A 267-nucleotide genomic window follows, 5' to 3' on the forward strand; every position below is an offset into this window, starting at 1 on the left:
CTGGTGTCGGCCCGGAACACAGCCATTTAAAGGAAATCGGCCGTGCGAATTACCATTCTATCACTGACCAAGAGGCCCTTGATGCCTTCCAGCTATTATCAAAACTTGAAGGAATTATTCCGGCGCTTGAAAGTTCTCATGCCGTAGCCTTCGCCATTAAACTTGCCGCAGAGCTGGGCCCTACAAAAAATATCGTTGTCTGTCTTTCAGGACGAGGGGATAAGGATGTTGATGCTGTAAGAGCAAGGCTAAAAGGGGGAAATAAAT

1 pseudogene is annotated in these 267 nt (G+C 47.2%); it reads left to right on the forward strand.

The features are described 5' to 3' along the window. Window positions 1-267 (forward strand): annotated as a pseudogene (locus tag RYX56_RS22855) (tryptophan synthase subunit beta); the annotation flags it as partial.

It is taken from the genome of Alkalihalophilus lindianensis (genome assembly GCF_032843265.1).
GTDB classification, from domain to species: Bacteria; Bacillota; Bacilli; order Bacillales; family Bacillaceae_D; genus Alkalihalophilus; species Alkalihalophilus lindianensis.